This window comes from Actinomadura oligospora ATCC 43269 (assembly GCF_000518265.1).
GTDB lineage: Bacteria > Actinomycetota > Actinomycetes > Streptosporangiales > Streptosporangiaceae > Spirillospora > Spirillospora oligospora.
In genome coordinates, this window is sequence record NZ_JADG01000011.1 from 327,704 (window position 1) to 349,571 (window position 21,868).

Sequence of the window (21,868 nt, forward strand, 5' to 3'; positions counted from 1 at the left end):
GTCGGGCCTTTCTCTGCTACGAATCTGCCCGTGACACAGGCCCTGCGGCTACTTCGCGTGTGCTCCGAGGGCCCCTGGACGGAAAATGGCCCGGAAACGGCGAAAGCCGCTTCCGGGCCGCCCCGGCACTCTCAAAGAAAACGGTTATCAATAAATGGACTCAGCTGGACGCGCGCGCCTTTTCCCATCCCTCGCGGACGTTCCGCCGCCACTGTTCGTAGGCGGGCACCGGTCCGGTGTCCCCCGTCACCGCCGTGTCGTCGGCGAGCAGGACGGCCCGCTCGACCGTCAGCCCCGTGAGCCGCCGGGCGGCGGCCTCGGTGTGCTCGGGGACGAATCCGGAGTAGTGCCGGGCCTTGACCGCGAACACCGAGCCCTGCGCGAGCTCGGGCACGTGCTCGCCCGCCTCGCGGCGCAGCGTCTCGTACCCCGCGTCACCGGTGCCTCCGGCGAAGGTGGCGGCGAGCCCGACGCCCGCCCACAGGTCGGCCCGCCGCTCGGCCGCGAACCCGCGGACCGCCGCCGCGACGTGGTCCGGGTTCCCGCCCCCGATGAACCAGAGCGCCCGTCCGATCCCCTGGTCGACCGCACGCGGGAAGTAGCCCGCGTCGCCCTCCCAGGGGTAGGCGGCGGGCCGTTCCCGCCGGTCGACCCAGCGTTCGGTGTGGAAGTAGGCGAGGTCGAAGCCGTAGCCGTCCACGGCGAGCCAGGACATCTCGGGGTAGTAGCCGCCGTCCTTCGGCAGGTCCGGCGTCACCTTGCGCCAGAGGACGCGCGGCAGCCGCGCCATCGCGAACCCGATGCCGATGTAGGCGAGGAAGATGTGCGGGCGTCCGGGCCCGAGGAGCAGGTCCTGGGTGCGGTGCCCGCGCCGCGGGCCCATCGCGTCGAGGACGGCGCAGGCCATCGTCGCCCCCTCGTAGGCGAACCCGCGCTGTTCGGGATCGACCAGCGCGAGCCGCCGTTCCAGCTCCCACTGGCTCCGCGTGTCGATCCCCCACTCGAAGCCGCAGACCACCGCCTGCGGAATGGCCTCGAGCCGTTCGGTCGCCTCCGAGGGCGTCACCGGGAATCCCCTCCCGGCGAAGCTCACCCTCTCCAGCGACGGCGCCAACACGAGCCTGCGCAACGAACCGATGACCGGCACGATCGCCTCTCCCTCCGCCCGGGTCCCGTGCCCTCATGGTGTGCCGCCGGACGCCGTCCGGCATCTCCTCGTATGCCGACTTCCCCGGACGCCGCCTCCCCCGCGCGTTGAGGGTCGCCGCCCGCGACCGGCAGGTCGGCGCCCGCCGGGACGGCCGAAGTCTCCGGGGCGCGTTCAGCGTGACGATGGAAGTCATGCATGTCGAAGACGAGAGAACGCAGGTGGAACCCCCCGTCACGGCGTCCCGGCGGGTGTGGTGGACGCTCGCGGTGGTCAGCGCCGCGCAGCTCCTGGTGGTGCTGGACGGGACGATCGTGAACATCGCGCTGCCCTCGGCGCAGCGCGCCCTCGCCATGTCGGACGGCGACCGCCAGTGGGCCGTCACCGCGTACGCGCTCGCGTTCGGCGGGCTCCTCCTGGTCGGCGGGCGCGTCAGCGGCGCGCTCGGCCACCGGCGCGCCTTCCTGGCCGGGCTGCTCGGCTTCGCCGCCGCCTCGGCCCTCGGCGGTGCCGCGCCGAACCCGGAGACGCTGTTCGCGGCGCGGGCCGTCCAGGGCGGGTTCGCCGCGCTGCTGGCCCCGGCCGGACTGGCCCTGCTGACCACGACGTTCACCGAGGCGAGGGACCGCGGACGGGCGTTCGGGGTGTTCGCGGCGGTCGGCGCGGCCGGGTCGGCGGTCGGCCTGATCGCGGGCGGCCTGCTGACCGAGTACGCGAGCTGGCGCTGGTGCCTGTACGTGAACGTCCCGCTCGCCCTGTCGGCCGCCGCCGGTGTCGCGGTCGTCCCGAGGGACCGTCCGCTCGGCGCGGGACGAGGACGCCTGGACGTCGCCGGAGCGCTGCTCAGCCTGGCCGGGTTCGCCGCGCTGGTCTACGGCTTCGCGCGGGCCGAGACCCGCGGCTGGGGCTCGGCCGAGGTCAGCGGCCTCCTGGCGGGCGGCGTCGTGCTGCTCGCCGCGTTCGCCGCGGTCGAGTCCCGGGCGGCGCAGCCGCTGCTGCCGCCCCGGGTGCTGCGGCACCGGGTGCGCGCCGGGGCGTTCGTGGCGATCACGCTGCTGTTCGTGGCGATGTTCGGGTTCTACCTGTTCATGAGCTACTACACGCAGGCGGCGCTCGGGTACTCGCCCGTCAAGGCGGGGCTGACGTTGCTGGTCAACGCGGTCGCCGCGCTGGCCGGGTCGATGCTGGTCGCCGGGCGGCTGCACGGCCGCGTCCCGCCCGCGCTGCTCGTCGTGCCGGGGCTGCTCGCGGCGGCGGCCGGGGTGCTGGTCCTGACCCGCCTGAGCGTGGACGGCGAGCACGTGTTCACGCTCTACCTGCTGCCCGCGCTCGTCCTCACCGGGTTCGGGCTCGGCTGCGTCCTGCCGCCGACCGCGAGCCTCGCCACGGCGGGCATGGAAGGACACGACATCGGCGCGGGGGCCGCCGCCTACAACGCGGCCCAGCAACTGGGGGCCGCGCTGGGCACGGCGCTGCTCAACACGCTCGCGTCCAGCGCCGCCGCCGCGTACCTCGCGAGCCACCGGAACGAGCCGCGGGCCGCGTCCGTGCACGGCTACACCCACGCGCTGACGATCGCGTTCGGCATCCTGCTCGCCGCCGCGTGCGTCACCGCCGCGCTCTTCGCGAAGCGAAGGACGAAAGCGTCATAAGCCGGACGGCGCCGGACCCGTCCCCCAGGTCCGGCGCCGTCCCTTCTACGGAAGGACGAGCTGCCGGACGGCGTGCCCGGCGGCCAGCGACTCCAGCGCGTGGTTCAGGTCGGCCAGCGGCAGGGTGCCGCTGTGCAGCAGGTCGACCGGCATCCGGCCCGCGCGCCACAGGTCGATGAAGCGCGGGATGTCGCGGCGCGGGACGGCGTCGCCCATGTAGGAGCCGAGCAGCGACTTGCCCTCCCCGGCGAACGCGAGCGCCTGGACGGCGTCCAGCGTGCGGTCCGGGGCGGGCAGGCCGACGGACACGACCCGGCCGCCGCGGTCGACGGCGCGGAGGGCGTCCGCCATGACGGGGGCCGCGCCGACGGCCTCGACCGCGACGTCCGCGCCGCCGCCGGTGAGGTCGCGGATCGCGGTCTCCGCCTCGTCCGGGGCGAACGCGTGGTGCGCGCCGAGCCGCAGGGCGAGCTCGCGCTTGGCGGGCACCGGGTCCACCGCGATGATCGGGAAGGCCCCGGCCGCGACCGCGCCGAGCACCGCCGACAGGCCGACGCCGCCGAGCCCGTACACCGCGACCGACTGCCCGGGACGGACGGCCGCCGTGTTCACGACCGCGCCCGCCCCCGTCAGGACGGCGCAGCCGAACAGCGCCGCCACCTCGAACGGGACGTCGTCCGGGATCGGCACGGCCGACTCCTCGGCGATGACCGCGTGCCGCGCGAACGCCGAGACGCCCAGGTGGTGGTGGACGAGCTCCCCCGACGCGTCCCGCAGCAGGGACGGGCCGTGCAGCAGCGCGCCCGCGCCGTTCGCCGCCGCCGCGTTCGCGCACAGCGCCGGACGGCCCTCGTCGCACCGCTTGCAACGCCCGCAGCTCGGCACGAACACCAGGCAGACGTGTTGCCCCTCGGTCAGCCCCCGCACGCCCGGCCCGACCTGCTCGACGACGCCGACCGCCTCGTGCCCGAGGGCCATCGGCAGCGGACGGACCCGGTCGCCGTTCACGACCGACAGGTCGGAGTGGCACAGCCCCGCCGCGGCGATCCGGACGAGGACCTCTCCCCCGCGCGGCGCGCCGAGTTCGATCTCCTCGATGCCGAGGGGCGAACTCTCGGAGTAGGGGCGCGGGCGGGCGATGTCGCGGAGGACCGCCGCGGTCGTCCGCATCAGAGCTCCCCGCGCGGGTTCAGCCGGTGCACCTCGCGGCTCTCCAGCCTCGGGACGATCTGCCCGAGGACGATCCGCCGGAAGTGCTCGGTCTCGCAGTGCGCCTTGAAGGCGTCCTCCGACTCGTACTCCTCGTACAGGACGACGAGCCGGTCGTCCTCGGCGCCGAGGTGGGCGCGGTAGACCAGGTTGCCGGGCTCCTTGCGGGACTCGCGGGCCATCTCGTCCAGGAGCGGGAGCAGACCGTCCCGCTCACCCGGCGAGGCGAGGTAGCGGGCGACGACGACGAAGCTCATGACGTGCCTTTCACTGTGGGGGCTCCGGCCGCGCCCGCCGCGCTGACGAGGTCCTCGCGGCGCAGGCGCCAGAGCCGGGGGTCGGAGGTGGCCACGGCCGCCGCGCCGAGGGCGAGCATGGCGGCGGCGTCGCGCTCGGTCTCGACGAAACCGGCGGCGACGTAGGGGCTGAGCAGGCGCTTGGCCTCGGGTTCGAGCCGCGCCACGATCGGCGCGGGCATGACCTCGACCAGGTCCGGACGGCCGCGGGACACCGCGTCCAGGCTGCGCCGCAGGTTGGACCGGTCGGTGACGAACACCTTCATCATGGTGAGCAGGTCGAGCGAGTGGCCCTTCTCGACCAGCGAGAGCCGGGTGCTCACCGCGCCCTGCGCGCCGTTGTCGCGCAGGAACTCCAGCGCGCCCCGGTCCTGGGCGAGACCGGGGCAGCTGTCCACGTTGACGAACACCGTCTTGTCCGCGCCGCGCAGGGTGGCGAGGACGCCGCCGATCTGCCCGACGGCCACGTTCGCGAGGATGCACACGTGGGCCGGGGAGTCGACGAAGCCGCGCACCCGCTGGGTGCCGACGACGGAGCCGATCACCGGGACCTCGCGCAGCGCGGCGGCGAGGCGCGGCAGCATCCGGTTGACGGCGGACGCGGCGGACGGCCTGCTGGAGTTCATGATCTTTCGCCCCCGTGGCGGGTCAGGGTCGGCACATCGTCAGGACAGCGGTGACGTGCCGAAACGGCTGGGAAGTCCCAGCTTGCCAGGGTTGAGGATCCCGGCGGGGTCCAGGGCGTCCTTGACGGCCCGGAACGTCGCGAAACCGGCGCCCAGCGCGTCCTCCATGTAGGGGCCGCGCAGGAGGCCGCAGCCGTGGTGGTGGCTGATCGCGCTGCCGTGCCGGATCAGGACGCCGTTGGCGGCGTCCCAGACCGCGCGGTACCAGTCGCGGCGCTTGTCCGGGTCGACGTCGCCGCGCAGCGAGAAGTACACGCAGGCGCCGTCGGTGTAGGCGTGCGACTGGTGCGCGGACGCGGCGAGGGTGCCCGGGACGCCCTGGATCGCGGCGACCACGTCGTCGTACACGGCCGGGAGGGCCGTCCAGGTCGCGGCCATCTCCAGGGTGTCGGCGACGAAGCCCGGCCCCGGCTTGAAGCCGTCGGCGGACTTGCCGACCAGCATCCGCTCGTCCAGCCAGCGCTCGAACACGGCCTTGCCGTCCAGCTCGGTGCCGCCGGTCGCGCGGCAGACCTCGTCGCCGACCCGCAGCCCGGCGTCGATCAGCTCGGGGTCGCCCTCGTCCGCGATGAGCAGGAGGTTGGTGTCCGGGTGGCCGAAGTGGACGCCGCTCTCCAGCTTGTCGTACAGCCGCAGGACGGCCGGGGTCGCGCCGCGCTGGAGGATCTTGCGGCAGGCGTCCAGGCCCTCGGCGAACGTCTCGAACCCGAAGGCCAGCGCGTTGGCGTACTCGGGCAGCGGGTGGACGCGCAGCCGCGCCGAGACGATCACGCCGAGCGTGCCCTCGGACCCGACGAACAGCTGCCGCAGGTCCGGGCCGATCGCGGCGCGCGGGTAGTCGCCGTAGGTGGCGCGGGTGCCGTCGGCGTGCACGACGTCCACGCCGAGGACCATGTCCTCGATCTTGCCGTAGCGGGTGGACAGCTGCCCGGCCCCGCGGCAGGCGATCCAGCCGCCGACCGTGGAGATCGCGAACGCCGACGGCCAGTGCCCGGTCGTCGCGCCGAACTCCTCCTGGAGCCGCTTCTCGAACAGGTCGCCGAACATGCCCGCCTGGACGTCGACGATCAGCGACTCCTTGTCGAAGGAGGTGATCTGGTTCAGGGCGCACAGGTCCAGGACGACGCCGCCGAACACCGGCAGGGCCGCGCCGGTGACGTTGCTGCGCCCGGCGGACGGCGTGACCGGGACGCCGTTCTCGTGGCAGATCCGCAGGACGGCCGCGACCTGGTCGGCGTCGGCGGCCTCCACGACCACGGCGTCCGGGGTGGCGGGACGCCCCTCGGTCTCGCCGATCATGGACCCGGCCCACCAGTCGCGGGTGCGGGCGACGACCTCGTCCCGCGCGGTGTGGACGGCCTTCGCCGCGCCGCGCAGGGCCTCGACCACCGCGTCCGGGACGGTCACGACCTCGCCCTGGAGCGCCGCCGGGCCGTCCCCGATCCCGGTGTTCTTCGCCCAGCGGGACGGGGACGGCGCGCCCACGACGTAGTCGCCCCGGTTGAACGGGTGGGTGATGGTCTGGCGGCTGATCATGCGGAGACTCCTTCGAGCAGGACGGACTTCTCGTGGGCGACGGCGGCGCGGTACTCCGCGACCTGCGCGTCGATCTGCTGGGGGGTGAGGCCGAGCTCGGCGCCGAGCAGCTCGCCGACGACCTGCGCGGCCTCGGCGGACGCGTCCCGGCCGAACAGCCGGGCGCGGGTGCGGCGGGACAGGACGTCGTCCACCGACCGGGCCAGCTCGCAGCGGGCCGCGTAGACGACCTCGGCCTTGGTGTAGGGCATCCCGGGGATGACGGGCTCGGCGAGGGAGGCGTCCTCGGCGATCAGGTCGTGGACGAACCGGGCCTCGGTCCCGTACCGCTCGCCCAGGTGCGCGGCGATCCCGCCGGACGCGGCGACCGCCTCGGCGTCGTAGCCCGCGCCGCCGAGCAGCGGCAGGTTCACGGTGCGGCTGCGGCCCTTGCGGCCGAGCACCTCCATGACCTTGTCCACGACCAGCTCGCCCATGTGGCGGCTCGTGGTGAGCTTGCCGCCGGTGACGGTGACCATGCCGCCCGCGCCGACGGTGATCCGGTGGTCGCGGCTCATGTCGAGCGTCGCGCCCTCCTTGCCACCGGCCAGCGGGCGCAACCCGGCGATGCTGCCGAGGACGTCGTCCGGGGTGAGGTTCACGTCGAAGGCGGTGTTCGCGCCCTCCAGGAGGAAGTCCATCTCCTCCTTGGTGCACAGGACGTCCTCCAGCGACCCCTGGTAGTCCTCGTCGGTCGTGCCGAGGACGACCGCGTCGCCCCAGCGGGTGCAGGTCGCGCGGCGGGCCCGTCCGGGGATCGGGACGGTCACGGTGCAGTCGATGCGAAGCTTGCTCCACGGCACCACGATGTGGACGCCCTTGGCGGGCCTGACCTGCGGAGAGTGCCCGGACTCGGCCATCGAGTCGAGCGCGTCGGCCCACACGCCGGTCGCGTTCACCACGGCCGCGGCGCGGACGTCGAACTCCTCGCCGTCCGACACGACCCGCGCGCCGGTCACCCGGCCGCCCGCGTCGGTCGTGACGTTCTCGACCCTCGTCCCGTTCAGGACGGTCGCGCCGAGCGCCGCCGCCGTCCGGACGATCGTCAGCGTCAGCCGGGCGTCGTCGGCGCGGCTGTCGAAGTACAGCAGGCCGCCGGTGAGCTGCCCCGAGCGCAGGGTCGGCGCGTGCGCGAGCACCTCGTTCACGGTGAGGCGCTGGTGCAGCCTGCCGATCCGCCAGCCGCCGAGCAGGTCATAGGTCCACAGCAGGCCCTCGAACGCCTTGGCCAGCCGGGGGTCGAACACGCCGTCCGCCTTGAGCAGCGGGAACAGGAACGGCAGCCGGTGCACCAGGTGCGGCGCGTTCTTCCGGAACCGCTGCCGCTCCAGCAGCGAGTGCCGGACGAGTCCGAGGTTGCCCTGCTCGATGTAGCGAAGTCCGCCGTGCACCATCTTGGAGGACTTCGAGGACGTCCCGGAGGCGAAGTCGTCCTTCTCGACCAGCGCCACCCTCAGCCCTCGCGACGCCGCGTCCAGCGCGGTGTAGGCGCCGGTCACGCCGCCGCCGACGACCAGCAGGTCGAAGCGCTCGCCGGCCAGCCGCCGGCGTGTGGACGCCCGGTCCAGCGCCAGCGGACGGCCGCGGGTGGCCGCCGCCTTCCGGCTCGGCCTGCGGGCGGGCATGGTGATCAACGACATCAACTCCTGGGTGGTTCACGGGTGCCGGGACGCTCGGGAGGCGCGTCAGCCGGTCTGGTGCTCGCCGGCGGCCCCGGCGAGGTGCGGCGCGAGGACGGTCCGCCACTCGGCCCGCCTCCCGTCGCGCTCCGCCGGGCCGAGCGCCGGTAGGAAGACGCGGCCGATCGGCTGCGCCTCCACGATGGTCTGCAGGGACGGCCAGAGGCCCTGCCGGGCCCCGGCCAGGTAGGCGGTGCCGCGCAGGCTCGCGGTCGCCGAGTCGGCGACGCGTTCCAGCGGCAGCCCGATCAGGTCGGACTGGATCTGCATCAGCGTGTCGCTGCCCGCGACGCCGCCGCCGACCCGGATGCGGCGCAGCGGCGCCCCGGTGGTGGCGGTCACGCCGTCCACCAGGTCGCACACCGAGTGCGCGATGCCCTCCAGGACCGAGCGCGCGAGCTGGGCGCGTCCGGTCGCGAGGGTCAGCCCGGACAGCGCGGCCGTCGCGCGCGGACGCCACTCCGGGGTGCGGACCCCGGCGAGGGCGGGCACGAACCACGCCCCGCCGGACGAGTCCGCCTTCGCGGCCAGCTCGCTGATCTCCGCCGGCGTCTGGAAGAACCCGAGGTCCTCGCAGAACCAGCGCAGCGCCGAGCCGGTCGTGGAGCAGTACGCCTCCAGGCTGAACTGCGTGGTGTCGCCCTCGCGCCGTCCGACCTGGGCGAGGACGCCGTCCGCGCCCGGGACGGGCGGGTAGATCTCGGTGCCGGTCGCGGCGTCGGCGAAGGTGCCGGTGCCGTACATGCACATGGCGTCGCCCGCGTCCAGGCCGCCGAGCGCGATCAGCGCGGCGTGCTGGTCGCCCATCGACGCGGCGATCGGCACGGCCATCCCGAGGACGGACGCGTCGGTCACGCCCATGCCCTCGTCGTCGGAGCGCAGCTCGGGCAGCAGGTCGGCGGGGAAGCCGAGCCGCTCGATCCAGTCGGTGTGCCAGGCGTGCTCGCGGAGCAGGTAGCCGCCGGTGGAGCAGGCGTTGGTGGGGGTGGTGGCGTAGGTCGTCCCGCCGGTGAGGTTCCAGGCGAGCCAGGTGTCGACCGTGCCGAACAGCAGGCGGCCGTCCTCGGCGGCGTCGCGGACGCGCGGGTTCGCGGCGATCTGCCGCGCCGCCCACAGGAACGGCGAGCGGGACCCGACCGGACGGCCCGTCCGGGCGAGCAGGTCGGCGTCCCAGTCGGCCTCCAGGGCCAGCAGCTCACCGGCGTACCGGCGGTCCTGCCAGACGACGGCCGGGGCGAGCGGGGCGCCGGACGCCCGGTCCCAGAGGACGGCGGTGGCGCGCTGCGAGGACAGGGCGACGGCCGTGACCTCGACGCCGCCCGCCTCGGCGGCGGCCAGGGCCTCCCGGCACACCGCCAGCGTGGCGGTCCAGATCTCGGCGGCGTCCTGCTCGACCGAGTCGTGGTCGGGATGGTCCACGCCGATCGGCCGGTAGACGACGTGCGCCACCGAGCCGTCCTGCCGGACGACGCCCGCCCGGGTCCCGGTGGTGCCCTCGTCGACCGCCAGCACGCCGGGGCGCCGCGGCGTGCGGCCCCGAACGGGGGTGGTGCTCGGCGTCATCGTGCGGACCCCTCCTTCGTGGGGTGGGCCCGCCGGCCCGGACGGGCCGGCGGGGCTGACATGACAGGGCTGTGCGGGTGGGACGCGCTCACGAACCGGGCACTACCCACCTCAGCCCGCGGATACGGCCGGGAACACGGCCCGGCAGGCCGGTGTACGGGTGATCCGGGGCGCCCGCGCGGGCGGTCCGGCGAGCCGCCGGACGGGCTGCGCCGGCGCGGGCGCCGCCGGATCAGCCCGCGGCGGGGGCGGGAGCGGTCTGGCCGGGGACGGTCTCCTCGTCCTCGGCGGGGGCCCGGGTCGGGTCCCACTTGATCAGCAGGCAGGTGATGAGCCCGGTGAGCGGCACGATCGCGAGGACCAGGAAGGTGTGCCCGAGCCCGAGACCGTCCTTGATCTGCGGGAACAGGTAGAGGCCCACGACGCTGCCGAAGCTGCCGATCATGCCGGTGACGCCGGTGCCGAGCGCGCGCACCTCGCTGCGGTAGGACAGCGCGGCGATCGACTTGCCGTTCGCGCCGGGTCCGGAGGAGTGCGCGAAGATGAACAGCACCGGCAGGATGAACGCGAACCAGGTCGGGACGTGCCCGAAGGTCAGGCCCATGACGACGAGCACGACCGCCACGATCGCGAACCCGGCCGCCGAGCTCAGCCGCAGCCCCATCCGGCGTCCCACGTAGGCCGACAGCAGACCGCCCGCGATGCCGAACGCGTTGAAGACCATTGAGCCGATCGTGGCCTTCTCGAAGCTCTCACCGAAGATCGCCAGGCTGATCACCGGCAGGTACCAACCGACCGCGAAGTACTGCATGGCCTGGTCGAGCGAGATCACCGAGGACAGCACGGTCCGGGGAAGGTACTTGCCGCGGAACAGCACGCCCGCCTGCCGGAACCCGACCGCCGGACGGGCTCCGGCGGCGTCCGCCGGGTCCTCGGGCCTCCCGGCCTCGGCCTTGATCCCGTAGAGGCGTCCGAGGTTGCGGGCCGCGTCGGCGAGCCGTCCGCGGCTGGCCAGCCAGGACGGGCTCTCGATCAGGAACTTCAGCTGGCCGAGGAAGAGCACGAGGGCGAACACGCCCGCGGACCCGACCGACCAGCGCCAGATGTCCGCGCCCGCGTCGAGGTTGAAGAACAGCAGGGTCAGGGCGAGGTTGCCGGTGGTCGCGATGTACCAGACGCCCTGCCAGAGGTTGAGCCGCCCGCCGAGCTTGGCCGGGGTGTACTCGGCCAGCAGCGCCATCGCGACCGCGAAGTCGATGCCGTAGGCGACGCCGACCAGGACGCGGCCCAGCCAGACCATGGTGAAGTCGCCCGCAAACGCGGCGAGCAGCGCGCCGCCCAGGGCGAACAGCTTGGCGATCAGCAGCGGGGGGACGCGGCCGATCCGGCTGGCGAGCCAGCCGCCGACCGGGTTGAACACGATGGCGAGCGCGGGGGCGGTGGCCGTGAGGATCGACACCTGGTCGGTGCTCAGGTGCATCTGCTTGGTCATCGGGGCCAGGCCCGCGCTCAGCGCGGCGTTGGAGTAGGCGTCCAGGAAAAGGCCGCCGAACACCAGGAGCCAGACCAGCCGCGCGCGACCGGTGATCCTGCCGTGTCCGTCGATGAGCGCTGCGACGTCTTTGACGCCGCGGACGAGGGGGTGGTGCGCCATACGACCTGCCTTCGGGGTAACTGCCCGTCGGGGGGTACGTCAGCGCTTTCAGGGCACGGCGAAGCCACCGACAGGTGGTCTTCGTCTGTGCCTGTCAAACAATGCCCGGATGCTAGGAAAGCGTTAACGTCCATGTCAAGCCCCGCTTACCTGCGAATCAGCGGATCACCCGGCCAGCACGGCACAAATCCGCCTCAGCGGGACGGCTTCAGGGCTACCACCAGCGCTGACCCGGGCATGATGATCTCGCGCCGAGGGGCGCTGGGCGCGCTCGCGCTCGGCGCCCTGGCCACCGCCACCGCCTGCACCCGAACCCCGAAGGCCGGAACCATGTCCGCTGACGAGAACCTGCTGAAGGCCGCCGACCAGGGCGACGCGTCCGCCGTCCGGGACGCCCTGACCAACGGCGCCGACACCGAGACCCGCGACGCGAGCCGCCGCACCCCGCTCCTGCTGGCGTCCGCCGCCGACCACGTGGAGGCCGCGAAGGTCCTGGTCGCCGCCGGAGCCGACCCGAACGCCCAGGACAACCAGCGCGACAGCGCGTTCCTGGTCACCGGCGTGACCGGCAGCGTCGCGATGCTGAACGCCCTGCTCCCGGCCGGGCCGGACCTCACCCTGACCAACCGCCACGGCGGCGTCGCCCTCATCCCCGCCTGCGAACGCGGCCACGTCGACTACGTCCGCGAGGTGCTCAAGACCGGCATCAAGGTCGACCACGTCAACAACCTCGGCTGGACGGGCCTCCTCGAGGCCGTCGTCCTAGGCGACGGAACAACCCCATACCAACAGATCGTCCGACTCCTGATCGACGCGGGCGCGGACGTGAACCTCGCCGACGGCGAGGGCGTGACCCCACTCCAGAACGCCGAACGCAGGAACCAGCGGGAGATCGCCGCCCTCCTCCGCACCGCCGGAGCCCACTAGCCGGCGGAGTCCGCCGGGAGGACGGGCCGCGACGCCTGGCCTCCCGGCGGCGACGCGGGCTCAGTCGTCGTGGCGGGCCTTGCTGGGCTGGACGCGCTTGGGCTCGCCCTCCATCTTCGGGTAGTTCGGCGGGTAGGGCGCGTCGCCGAGGTTGTGGTCGTTCTCGTCGCGGTCGGCCATCTCCAGGAGCGGCTCCAGCGAGAACGCGCGGTCGTCGATCGAGGCGTGCGGGTCGCCGATCTTCGCGAACCGGGCGGGCATGGTCGCGATCGTGAAGTCGTGCGGGTCGGCGTCGGGCAGCTCGTCCCAGGTCAGCGGGGCCGACACGGGCGCGTACGGAAGCGGCCGGACGCTGTAGGCGGACGCGATCGTCCGGTCGCGGGCGTTCTGGTTGAAGTCGATGAAGACCTGCTCGCCGCGCTCCTCCTTCCACCACCTGGTGGTGACCTCGGCGGGGGCGCGCCGCTCGACCTCGCGGCCGAACGCGAGCGCCGCGCGGCGGACCTCGGTGAACGTCCAGCGCGGCTCGATCCGGACGTAGACGTGCACACCGCCCTTGCCGGACGTCTTGACGTAGCCGGTGTAGCCGAGCTCGTCGAGCAGCTCGCGGGCGGGGCCGAGCGCGACCCGGACGGCGTCGGAGAAGTCGGTGCCGGGCTGCGGGTCGAAGTCGATGCGCAGCTCGTCGGGGTGGTCGACGTCGTCGCCGCGCACCGGCCACGGGTGGAAGGTCAGCGTGCCGAGGTTGGCCGCCCACGCGATGGTCGCGACCTCGGTCGGCATGACCTCGTCGGCCGTCCGCCCGCTCGGGAACGCGATCCGGGACGTCCGCACCCAGTCGGGCGCGCCCTTCGGGATGCGCTTCTGGTAGAACGCGTCGGACTTGCCCGCGCCGCCCCCGGCCTGGCCGCGCGCGTAGTCCTCGCGGGTGGCCATCTTCGCGCCCTCGAACACGCCCCCCGGCCAGCGTTCGAGCGTGGTGGGACGGTCGCGCGTGGCGCGCAGGATGCCGTCCCCGACCGCGATGAAGTACTCGACCAGCTGCCGCTTGCTGTACCCGCATTCCGGAAAGTACGGCTTGTCCGGATTGGATACCTTGACGAGCCGTTCCCCGACCGGGATCTCGATGTAAGGCGAAGCCATACCGGCACGCTAACCCACCCCACCGACACTCCCCGTCCCCGAGTCCCCACCGCCACCCGCCGACGTCCGCCCCGCCGCCAACACGCCCCCGGCGGCCCCCGGCCACGGCCGGGGCCCGCCTCGCTTTTCCCAACCGCCCAGACCCACACCGTGGCCACCGGCCCGCAGCGGAACGGCGGTTGTGAGCGGCGCGAACTTCGACAGCAGGTGAGCAGCGTCAGAGCTGCGGCGGGGTGCTGGAAGGGAGAGTGGGTGTACGCGGCCGAGTTCGGCGACGGCCCTGGCGTGGTTCATCGTATGAAGGACGCGATGTCCGCCTTGGAAGCCCTCTCGAAGCTTCTGGCCTCACACCTGGAGAAGATCCGAGCCGAGGAGCGGACGATCCCCGCCCTGCCGAGCAACAGCCTCTCAGCACCCCACTGACTCACAAGGCGGCAGCCCCGGAGCCAACGCCGAACCCCGCACCCCCAACGCCCCAAGCTCGGACGCCCGCACAAGCCCTCCGGTGGACGGAACGCTTCCCGGGCTCAGCTGCCCTGACGGATCCGCGCCACCACCTGCGCCAACTCGGACGAACGCACGGACAAGGGGCCGTCACCCAGATGCTTGCTGTCCCGAATGCCGATCTTGTCCGACTCCAACCGGGCAAGCTCAACGCAGTTCTGACCAGCGGCATCGCTGTAACTACTCTTCCGCCACGACGACATCAGCGGGCCTCTCATCGTCAACTGTCCGCGACGCCCGACGTCTCACGTCGGATGCGGGCCAACAAGAGGGCCAACTCGGGCGGCCTCACGGACAAGCGGTCGCCTTCCGGACGCTTACTGTCCCGGATACCGACCTCACCCGCCCCCAGCGCCGCGAGCTCGACGCAGGACCCCTCATAGTCGTTGCTGTAGCTGGACTTACGCCACATGGGCATCACTGGCCACCCGTCGTCAGTTGCTGGCGACGCCCAACGTCTCATTGCGGACGCGGCCCATCAACAACGCCAACTCGGCCACCGGAAGGGTGAAGTGCCCGGCACCGGGGGCCTTGCTGTCACGGACGCCCACCAGCCCACCTCCGAGACCAGCGAGCTCGATGCAGGCCCCCTGGTGATCATTGCTGTAGCTGGACTTACGCCACCTGGCCATTCGCGTGCTCCCTCATTCGACGAAGCCGGTCGAGCGATTCCCCCACATTCAGGGCGATGTCGCTGATCCGGTCGAGAGCGACGCGATAGGTCGCGACCTCGCCGGGATCACCCACCAGCCTGCCAGGCCCCAAGGTGCTTGTGAATGGGTGATCCCGGCCATCCGGTCCTGTGTAGACCACAAAGGAGCCGTCTCGACCGATGTGCGCCCCCGCCGACAGTTCCACCAGGCGAATAGTGACGGTCTCCGTCATCACGATGAGGTGGTCCAGCTGGCCGAGGGTCACCTCCGGAGACCCGACCGGCAGCATCAGAGCGCCCTCATCGATGATCGCCCTCACGATCGGCGCGGGGGTCCGGCCGAGGACGGACTCCTGAAGCCTGATGCGCCGCTGCACCGCCTGCTCCACATCAGCCCGCTGGGCCGCCTGGAACATCGCGCGGGCGTACTCCGGAGTCTGAAGCAGCGCGGGCACCCACCCGAGCGACCAGATATGGGCCTGGGTCGCCTCGGCTGCGATCGCGTCAACCTCCTCACTCCACTGGGAGGAATGGCGCGACTTCGCGATACGGATGATTCGCCCGAGCGTCCCGCCTGTCTCACATGCCTTGTCGATCTTGTCGGCGTCCTTGAGCTGAAGCGGGGTGACGCCGTTTTCAACCTTGGAGATCAGCGAACTCGTTTTGCCGATGACCTTCGCGACATCCGCGATCGTGAGCCCACGCTCACCACGGAGATTTCGCAGCTCAACAGCTGCCCAGTGGAACGGATCGGCTTCGGGGTTGAGAACCTTCGTGCTGTTCGGCATGCGTCCTCCGCGACCGGGGAGCTCCTTGAAACTCTGGAATTCCTAAGCAACGTACACACAGCGGGGTCAGTCTGTGACCGAAAGCACACACTCCGTCGTCAGGAGAGCGCATGACCCCCGCCATGAGAGTCCGCACGTCCCTGTTGGACAAGACGTTGGTTACTGAGGAGGTGTCGGTCGGGGTTGCGCGGAAGGGGATCTGGGACGTTCTTCGGGCGGCCGGGTACTCCGAGGACGTCATCGACAACGCCGGGACGGTAGTGACCGAGCTCGCCTCCAACGCCGTCCGCGCGGCCGTGGAGGAGCCGATCCGGGTGCGGGTCACGGGCGCGCGGGACGGCGTCTGGGTCGAGGTGTGGGACGACCAGGACGCCGAGCCGGTTCCGCGCATCACCATCGAGACCCTCGGTGACCTGGACGAACTCGCCTGCGACGAGCTCATCGGCGGGTGGGGGCTCGGCATCGTCGAGTCGCTCTCCATCGCGCAGGAGATCCACTCGACCGAACCCCATGGCAAGTGGGTCGGCGCCCTCATCCCCGGCGGCCCGGAAGGGACGACGCCGCGATGACGTCTCCGGCCCACATCCTCGGCGCGGCGGACGCCTTCCGCTCGTCCGGCCCCCCGAAGGGCGCGGCTAGGAGCCGGGGAGCTCGGCCCTGTAGGTCTCCAGGCGGGTGGCCAGTTCCTTGGGGTGGCTGAGCATGGGCATGTGGTCGCCTGGCATCTCGTCCGGGACGATTCCCAGGCGCTCGCGGACGACGCGGCGTAGGAACTCCGCCGGGAAGAACTTGTCGTCGCGGGCCAGGAGGAAGCGCGTCGGGACGTCCGGCCAGGCGGGCAGGGGCCAGGGCTTCATCATCGGAGTCCCGGACTGGCCGCGCGGGTGCTTCGCGGCCTCGGCGATCAGGGCCGGTGGCGTGTCGGAGTAGAACAGCGTCTCCTCGTCGTCGGGCGCGCGGCCGTCGAGAGCGTCCTGCTCGCGCCGGGCCTGCTCGTACCCGGTGGCGGCCCACCACTCGCCCGGGCTCTCCCCCGGCTTCGGGACCATCGCCTGGAGCATGACCAGCAGGTCCACCGGAAGCCGGTCGCAGACCAGCGGGCCCGTGAAGCCGCCCAGCGAATGCGCCACCACGATCAGGTCCGTACGATCGCCGATGGCTTCGACGACGGCGTCGGCGTACTCGGACAGGCCCGCCGAATCGTCCTCGGAGGGCAGGTCGACGGGCACGACGTCATGGCCCCGGCCGCGCAGCTCGTCCACAAGCGGGTGCCAGTACCACGGGTCGGCCCCGCCTCCCGGGATCAGCACGTACGTGACCATCGCGGAACGCCCCCTCGGTCGTGAGTCCTACGGCCGCACCCTAGCCGGGCCCACGGACAGAACCGCTGGGCCGCGAGGTACCTTCGACGGTATGGAGAAGATCCGCAAGACCGAGGACGAGTGGCGGGCCGTCCTCAGGCCGGAGGAGTTCCGGGTGCTCCGCGAGGCGGGCACCGAGGCGCCCTTCACCGGCGAGTACACCGACACCAAGACCGTCGGGGTCTACCGCTGCCGCGCCTGCGGCGCCGAGCTGTTCCGGTCCGAGACCAAGTTCGACTCGCACTGCGGGTGGCCCTCGTTCTTCGAGCCGTCGAAGTCCGACGCCGTCACCCTGATCGAGGACCGGTCGCTCGGCATGGTCCGGGTCGAGGTGCGCTGCGCGACGTGCGACTCGCACCTCGGGCACGTCTTCCACGGCGAGGGATACGACACCCCGACCGACGACCGCTACTGCATCAACTCGGTCAGCCTCACACTCGAACCCGCCGAGTAAGGCGCCAGAGAACGCCTCCGGCCCGTCCCCAAGACGAGAAAGGGACGGGCCGGAGGCGTTTCGATGCCGCTACGGCAGGGAGGCGATCACGACATCACGAAAGATCGAAGCTAACCGGTCACATCGCCGAAGCCCACGTGCGGCAGGTGGAGGTGAATCCCCAGGAGGTACATCCCCGCGATGAGGGGAGGCATGAGCAATGCGAAGACCCGCGAATGTGTGCCGAGCCAGAGTCCGATCAGCAGGAGAAACGTCGGCGCCACCATGCACATCAGGAAAAGCGCATTGAGAACAGGGCCGGGATGGTCCAGGCATGGTGTCGCGACACCCTCGCCGCAGTCACGTTCGACGATTACCATGATGACGTTGGCTATTGCGCCGAAGAACCACATGAGCACGCCCAGCACGACGCCGAACACATGGCTGAAGTTCTCGTCCCACCCCGGTGTCGAGCGGCCATCGCGGAGAACGCGTGCGGCGTCGACCGTGGCCATCACCGACATTCCGCCGACCACGGCCGCCATCACCAGCGTTGCCGCGAGCCAGGCCGATCCACTGCCTCCGGCATCGAAGTTCGTGCCATCATTGGTTAACGAAAGCCGACGAGACCATCCTGTGAATGCCAGGACCATCATGAATGGCACGCTGCCCCAGCCGCCCAGAGCGGTGAGCCAGAGGAAAACGCGTCGGCTCGTGTCTGAATGCTCGATCAACATGTCGAAACGCTAGCAGAGCGTCCCCATGCTGACCTGTCCATCTGTGGGACGGCCCTTCCGGCCGGGGGCGAGGCCATTCACGACCTACCGCTGAGACCATGTCTCACGCCGGACCCGGTTCAACAACAGAAAACGCCTCCGGCCCGTCCCCAGAAACCAGAGAGGACGGGCCGGAGGCGTTCACGCGTTACGGAAGGGAGGCGATCAGTTCCGTGACCGGCTTGCGGCGGCCGGTGTAGAACGGGACCTCCTCGCGGGTGTGGCGCCGAGCCTCGGCTCCACGCAGGTGGCGCATGAGGTCCACGATGCGGTGCAGCTCGTCGGCCTCGAACGCCAGCATCCACTCGTAGTCGCCGAGCGCGAACGACGACACCGTGTTGGCGCGGACGTCCGGGTAGCCGCGCGCCATCTTGCCGTGCTCGGCGAGCATGGCGCGGCGCTCCTCGTCCGGCAGCAGGTACCACTCGTACGACCGGACGAAGGGATACACGCACACGTACGCCCGGGCCTCCTCCTCGGCGAGGAACGCCGGGATGTGGCTCTTGTTGAACTCGGCGGGCCGGTGCAGCGCCATCTGCGACCAGACCGGCTCGCTGGCGCGGCCGAGGGCGGTGCGCCGGAACCGGGAGTAGACCTCCTGCAGGTCGTCGGAGGACGGCGCGTGCCACCAGAACATGTAGTCGGCGTCGGCGCGCAGGCCGGCCACGTCGTACAGGCCGCGGGTCACCACGTCCTTCTCGGCGGCCTGGTCCAGCAGGTCCTGCACCTCGGCGGCGTCCTTCTCGGTCACCGCGCCCGGCCGGGACACCCGGAACACCGACCACATGGTGTACCGGATCACCTGGTTAAGGTCGCGCGCCTTCGGCTTCGCGGGCTTGTCCGTCATTCTCGTCTCCCCGACTCTCCAGATACTCCAGTATGCGTCCGGCCGCGGACCGGGCGTTCGCGATCACCGCCGGGACGCCGACCCCGTCGTAGGCGGCGCCCGCGACGGCGAGCCCCGGCTGCGCGGCCACCGCGGACCGGACCCGTGCGATCCGGTCGGCGTGTCCCACGTCGTACTGCGGCAGGGCCCCGCCCCAGCGGGTCACCCGCGTCTCGACGGGCAGTTCGGCGACCCCGCAGGTCACCGACAGTTCGGTCATCGCGGCGGCCTTGAGCTCCTCGTCGGAGCGCTGGAGCGTGTGCTCCTCGCCGACGCGGCCGATCGACGCGCGCGCCACGATGATGCCCGGGTCGCGTTCGCGCAGGTGCGGCCACTTGACCGAGCTGAACGTCACGGCCTTGACCTGCCGGTCCTCCACGGACGGGACGAGGTAGCCGCTGCCGTGCGGGGCGCGCCGGAACGCCGAGGCCGGGTAGGCGAGCGTGATCAGCGCCATCGACGCGGTCTCGATCCGCTCCAGCTCGCGGGCGGCGGCCGGGACGTCCTCGGCGAGCAGCCGCGCGGCGGGCGGGGCCGGGCAGGCGACCACGACGGCGTCCACGTCCAGGGCCTCGGGGGCGTGGGCGGAGCCGACCGTGAGGCGCCAGCCGTCCGGCGTGCGGCGCAGCTCCCGGACGGTCGCGCCGGTGCGGATCTCGCCGCCCGCCTTCGTCACCGCGTCCGCGATGAGGTGCGGGAACCGGCCGAGACCGCCGTCCAGGGTCGCGAAGAGCGGGCCGGGGTCCTTGGGCGCGTGCTCGCGGACGCCCTTCACCGCGTTGATCAGCGAGCGGTGGCCGCGCGCGGCGGCGGCGACGGCGGGCAGCGTGGACTCGAACGACAGGCGGTCGGCGCGTCCGGCGTAGACGCCGCCGAGCAGCGGCTCGACGAGGCGGTCCACGACCTCGTGGCCCATTCGCGCGCCGATGAAGTCGGCGACCGACACGTCGTCCCCGCGCGGCGTCTCCGGCAGGACGAGGTCCAGCGGCACGCGGGCGAGCCCGGCGGGCGACAGCACCTGCGAGGCGGCGAGCGAGCGCAGGTCGGACGGGACGCCCATGACCTGCCCGGCGGGCAGCGGGCGCAGCGCGCCGAAGCTGAGGATCGAGGCCGAGGTGGTGCCCGGGTGCACCAGGTCGTCGCCGTGGCCGAGCTCGCGGACCAGGTCGACCGCCTCGGGGCGTCGGGCGAGGATCGCCTCGGCGCCCTCGTCCACCGGCAGCCCGGCGATCTCGGAGACCTGGAGCTTGCCGCCGATCTTCGGCGAACCCTCCAGGAGGGTGACCCTGACGCCGCCGCCGACCAGCCGCCACGCGGCCACCAGTCCCGCGACGCCGCCACCGACGACCGCCACATGCGGGGTGGGTTTGGCGCTCATGCCTCCACCTTCCCAGATGCCTCCCGAAATCCGCGCAAGGGGTCGCCATCTCGCATTATGAGATGCCTCGCACGGACGACCAGGGCCGGGCGGCGCGTGACGCGTGAGATCTTAAGCCGCGGACGGCGTCCGGGCAGCCGAAGGCCGACCGGCGAGAACGTCACCGGTCGGCGCAGGTCAGGCCGCTGCTATGGCTACCGGGCGGAGTACTCGTGGACGAACTCGGCGAGCCGCGTCAGGACGTCCGGGTCCGTCGTCGGCATGACGCCGTGCCCAAGGTTGAAGACGTGGCCCTCGGCCGTCCGGCCGCGGTCGACGACGTCCTTCGCGCGGCGCTCGACGACCTCCCACGGGGCGAACAGGACCGCCGGGTCGAGGTTGCCCTGGAGCGCCTTGCCCGCCGGGACGCGCCGGGCGGCCTCGTCCAGCGGGACGCGCCAGTCGACGCCCACGACGTCCGCCCCGGCCTCGCCCATCAGGCTCAGCAGCTCGCCGGTGCCGACGCCGAAGTGGATGCGCGGGACGCCGAGCGCCTCGACCTCGCGGAAGATCCGGCTGGTGTGCGGGAAGACCGACTCGCGGTAGTCCTCCGGCGCGACCGCGCCGACCCACGAGTCGAACAGCTGGATCGCGCTCGCGCCCGCCTCGACCTGCACCTTCAGGTAGGCGATGGTCAGGTCGGCGAGCCGCTCCATGAGCCGGTTCCACAGCTCCGGCTCGCCGTACATCATGGCCTTGGTGTGGTCGTGGTTCTTCGACGGCCCGCCCTCGATCAGGTAGGACGCGAGGGTGAACGGCGCGCCCGCGAACCCGATCAGCGGGGTGCTCCCCAGCTCGTCCACCAGGCCGCGGACGGCCTCGGACACATAAGGCACGTCGTCGGGGGTGAGCTCGCGGATCGCGTCCAGGCCGGACGCGTCCCGGATCGGGTCGGCGATCACCGGGCCGACGCCCGGCTTGATGTCCAGGTCGACGCCGATCGCCTTGAGCGGCACCATGATGTCGCTGAAGAAGATCGCCGCGTCGATCGCGTACCGGCGCACCGGCTGCATGGTGATCTCGTGGATCATGTCCGGCCGGGTGCACGCCTCCAGCATCGGCACGCCCTCGCGGACGCGCAGGTACTCGGGCAGCGACCGTCCCGCCTGCCGCATGAACCACACGGGCGTGTGCGGCACCGGCTCCCGGCGGCACGCCAGGAGGAAGGGACTCTCCGCCGGCCCGGAGGCGGACCCCGCCTCGGCGTTCGGTCGGACGGCAGCGTTCGGTTGGACAGCGTCTTCAGCCACCCGCCGATGGTCCCACGGATCCCCCCGACCCCGTACGCAGGGTCACCATCACGGCCGCAGGTCCGCAATCCAGAGCATCACCCAGGACAGTGCACACTGACACCCGCACCCGACGGGCCGGGACGGCGTGCTCGGCGGCCCGCCCGAACGCGGCCGGACATCACGCCCCGGCACCAGGCGTTCCGGGGGCGCGTGGCCGGGCGTGGCGGCAGGCCGTCCGGCCCGGTGCGCTGCGTCCTCACGCGGACACGGAACGTTCCAGGGTGGGAC

22 protein-coding genes are annotated in these 21,868 nt (G+C 72.3%); 4 read left to right on the forward strand and 18 right to left on the reverse strand.

Going from position 1 to position 21,868, the window contains the following annotated elements; translation table 11 throughout:
• Positions 1-160: 160 nt before the first annotated feature.
• Positions 161-1,147: a DUF1702 family protein gene (locus P696_RS0119615; RefSeq protein WP_245627728.1), complete on the reverse strand. Its 987-nt coding sequence runs from the start codon at positions 1,145-1,147 to the stop codon at positions 161-163.
• Between the two features lie 35 nt (positions 1,148-1,182).
• On the opposite strand from P696_RS0119615, the gene P696_RS46765 reads away from it, so the two are divergent.
• Complete coding sequence (locus P696_RS46765; RefSeq protein WP_211245801.1) at positions 1,183-2,799, forward strand: MFS transporter; 1,617 nt, start codon at positions 1,183-1,185, stop codon at positions 2,797-2,799.
• A 45-nt stretch (positions 2,800-2,844) separates the two neighbouring features.
• Here the strand turns inward: P696_RS46765 and P696_RS0119625 are convergent, their stop codons facing one another.
• The 7 genes from P696_RS0119625 to P696_RS46775 form a co-directional block, all read right to left on the reverse strand.
• Positions 2,845-3,969: a zinc-binding dehydrogenase gene (locus P696_RS0119625; protein ID WP_026413655.1), complete on the reverse strand. Its 1,125-nt coding sequence runs from the start codon at positions 3,967-3,969 to the stop codon at positions 2,845-2,847.
• On the reverse strand, positions 3,969-4,265 hold the full coding sequence (locus P696_RS0119630) for a putative quinol monooxygenase (RefSeq protein WP_026413656.1): 297 nt from the start codon (positions 4,263-4,265) through the stop codon (positions 3,969-3,971). Before P696_RS0119630 ends, P696_RS0119625 begins: the two co-directional genes overlap by 1 nt.
• Entirely contained in the window at positions 4,262-4,930 is a 669-nt protein-coding gene (locus P696_RS46770) for a glycerol-3-phosphate responsive antiterminator (protein ID WP_084337805.1), read from the reverse strand. The genes P696_RS0119630 and P696_RS46770 overlap by 4 nt, the downstream gene beginning before the upstream one ends.
• 39 nt (positions 4,931-4,969) lie before the next feature.
• The gene (locus P696_RS0119640; RefSeq protein ID WP_026413657.1) at positions 4,970-6,526 is read right to left on the reverse strand and encodes an FAD-binding oxidoreductase; all 1,557 of its coding nucleotides are present in this window, start codon (positions 6,524-6,526) and stop codon (positions 4,970-4,972) included.
• Entirely contained in the window at positions 6,523-8,205 is a 1,683-nt protein-coding gene (locus P696_RS0119645) for a glycerol-3-phosphate dehydrogenase/oxidase (protein ID WP_245627729.1), read from the reverse strand. Before P696_RS0119645 ends, P696_RS0119640 begins: the two co-directional genes overlap by 4 nt.
• Before the next feature lie 45 nt (positions 8,206-8,250).
• Positions 8,251-9,807: an FGGY family carbohydrate kinase gene (locus P696_RS0119650; RefSeq protein WP_051467893.1), complete on the reverse strand. Its 1,557-nt coding sequence runs from the start codon at positions 9,805-9,807 to the stop codon at positions 8,251-8,253.
• Between the two features lie 232 nt (positions 9,808-10,039).
• Positions 10,040-11,461 (reverse strand): MFS transporter, encoded by a 1,422-nt coding sequence (locus P696_RS46775; RefSeq protein WP_034485763.1) that lies wholly within the window; start codon positions 11,459-11,461, stop codon positions 10,040-10,042.
• A 237-nt stretch (positions 11,462-11,698) separates the two neighbouring features.
• Here P696_RS46775 and P696_RS0119660 point away from each other — a divergent pair, with 237 nt between their 5' ends.
• Complete coding sequence (locus P696_RS0119660) at positions 11,699-12,388, forward strand: ankyrin repeat domain-containing protein (protein ID WP_245627730.1); 690 nt, start codon at positions 11,699-11,701, stop codon at positions 12,386-12,388.
• 60 nt (positions 12,389-12,448) lie between these two features.
• On the opposite strand, the gene P696_RS0119665 is transcribed toward P696_RS0119660, so the two are convergent.
• The 5 genes from P696_RS0119665 to P696_RS0119690 all read right to left on the reverse strand — a co-directional run bounded on the left by P696_RS0119665 (position 12,449) and on the right by P696_RS0119690 (position 15,475).
• Entirely contained in the window at positions 12,449-13,531 is a 1,083-nt protein-coding gene (locus tag P696_RS0119665; RefSeq protein WP_026413661.1) for a DNA polymerase domain-containing protein, read from the reverse strand.
• A 527-nt stretch (positions 13,532-14,058) separates the two neighbouring features.
• A complete protein-coding gene (locus P696_RS0119675) occupies positions 14,059-14,253 on the reverse strand; it encodes a DUF397 domain-containing protein (protein ID WP_084337807.1) in 195 nt (64 codons plus the stop codon).
• Between the two features lie 2 nt (positions 14,254-14,255).
• Positions 14,256-14,498, reverse strand: a complete 243-nt coding sequence (locus P696_RS0119680; RefSeq protein ID WP_034485764.1) for a DUF397 domain-containing protein — start codon at positions 14,496-14,498, stop codon at positions 14,256-14,258.
• A complete protein-coding gene (locus P696_RS46780) occupies positions 14,470-14,667 on the reverse strand; it encodes a DUF397 domain-containing protein (RefSeq protein ID WP_034485766.1) in 198 nt (65 codons plus the stop codon). Before P696_RS46780 ends, P696_RS0119680 begins: the two co-directional genes overlap by 29 nt.
• Positions 14,651-15,475 carry a helix-turn-helix domain-containing protein gene (locus P696_RS0119690; RefSeq protein ID WP_026413664.1) on the reverse strand — a complete coding sequence of 275 codons (825 nt, stop codon included), beginning with the start codon at positions 15,473-15,475 and terminating at the stop codon, positions 14,651-14,653. The genes P696_RS46780 and P696_RS0119690 overlap by 17 nt, the downstream gene beginning before the upstream one ends.
• A gap of 110 nt (positions 15,476-15,585) precedes the next feature.
• On the opposite strand from P696_RS0119690, the gene P696_RS0119695 reads away from it, so the two are divergent.
• A complete protein-coding gene (locus P696_RS0119695; protein ID WP_084337809.1) occupies positions 15,586-16,044 on the forward strand; it encodes an ATP-binding protein in 459 nt (152 codons plus the stop codon).
• A 66-nt stretch (positions 16,045-16,110) separates the two neighbouring features.
• On the opposite strand, the gene P696_RS0119700 is transcribed toward P696_RS0119695, so the two are convergent.
• Positions 16,111-16,785 (reverse strand): alpha/beta hydrolase, encoded by a 675-nt coding sequence (locus tag P696_RS0119700; protein WP_245627731.1) that lies wholly within the window; start codon positions 16,783-16,785, stop codon positions 16,111-16,113.
• A 103-nt stretch (positions 16,786-16,888) separates the two neighbouring features.
• Between P696_RS0119700 and msrB the strand changes: the two genes are divergently transcribed.
• A complete protein-coding gene (gene msrB / locus P696_RS0119705; protein WP_026413667.1) occupies positions 16,889-17,290 on the forward strand; it encodes a peptide-methionine (R)-S-oxide reductase MsrB in 402 nt (133 codons plus the stop codon).
• Between the two features lie 110 nt (positions 17,291-17,400).
• On the opposite strand, the gene P696_RS0119710 is transcribed toward msrB, so the two are convergent.
• The 4 genes from P696_RS0119710 to hemE form a co-directional block, all read right to left on the reverse strand.
• Positions 17,401-18,006 carry a hypothetical protein gene (locus tag P696_RS0119710; RefSeq protein ID WP_157429810.1) on the reverse strand — a complete coding sequence of 202 codons (606 nt, stop codon included), beginning with the start codon at positions 18,004-18,006 and terminating at the stop codon, positions 17,401-17,403.
• A 187-nt stretch (positions 18,007-18,193) separates the two neighbouring features.
• Positions 18,194-18,892, reverse strand: coding sequence for a hydrogen peroxide-dependent heme synthase (gene hemQ, locus P696_RS0119715; RefSeq protein ID WP_026413669.1), 699 nt, complete (start codon positions 18,890-18,892; stop codon positions 18,194-18,196).
• Positions 18,852-20,309 (reverse strand): protoporphyrinogen oxidase, encoded by a 1,458-nt coding sequence (gene hemG / locus P696_RS0119720; RefSeq protein WP_026413670.1) that lies wholly within the window; start codon positions 20,307-20,309, stop codon positions 18,852-18,854. The genes hemQ and hemG overlap by 41 nt, the downstream gene beginning before the upstream one ends.
• Before the next feature lie 194 nt (positions 20,310-20,503).
• The gene (gene hemE / locus P696_RS0119725; protein WP_281174966.1) at positions 20,504-21,508 is read right to left on the reverse strand and encodes a uroporphyrinogen decarboxylase; all 1,005 of its coding nucleotides are present in this window, start codon (positions 21,506-21,508) and stop codon (positions 20,504-20,506) included.
• Positions 21,509-21,868 lie beyond the last annotated feature (360 nt).